Annotated in this window: 1 protein-coding gene; it reads left to right on the forward strand. The window is 68.8% G+C overall.

Annotated features, from left to right (window positions below; translation table 11 throughout):
• Positions 1-42: 42 nt before the first annotated feature.
• On the forward strand, positions 43-407 hold a 365-nt coding region (locus tag FL311_RS43770), incomplete at its 3' end, for a hypothetical protein (RefSeq protein ID WP_141333611.1).

Here is a 407-nt window from a genome sequence, read left to right on the forward strand (position 1 = left end):
ACGACAGGACCGACTGGCGACTGGGGCAGCGTGGTTCACCACGTGGGGCAAGGGCAGACGCTCGGGCCCGAGGTGCTCGGCCAGCTCGTACGAGGAGACGTCAGCGTCGTCGTCTTGAGGGACTTGCTCCCCCGGGAGACGTTCGACAGTCATTGCCAGCGCATCAAGGGCCAGTTCGCGCGCGCCACCACCACCCGCTATGTCAATGGCGCGCTCACCACCATTGGCCCCTATCTGGCCCGCTTCCTTCCCGACCCGGAGCCGTACTTCCGGGAGGCGGAGCAGACCCACGACCTCTTCCGGGAGCTGGGGTTCGACCTGTCCACCCGCGTGAGAGGGCGGCTGAAGGAGACGCTCGGCTTGCGCGCCTTCGAGCCCGCCCGCGAGCCGGATGGGCGCCCCTATGC

Source organism: Myxococcus sp. AB025B (assembly GCF_006518215.1).
Classification (GTDB): domain Bacteria; phylum Myxococcota; class Myxococcia; order Myxococcales; family Myxococcaceae; genus Myxococcus; species Myxococcus fulvus.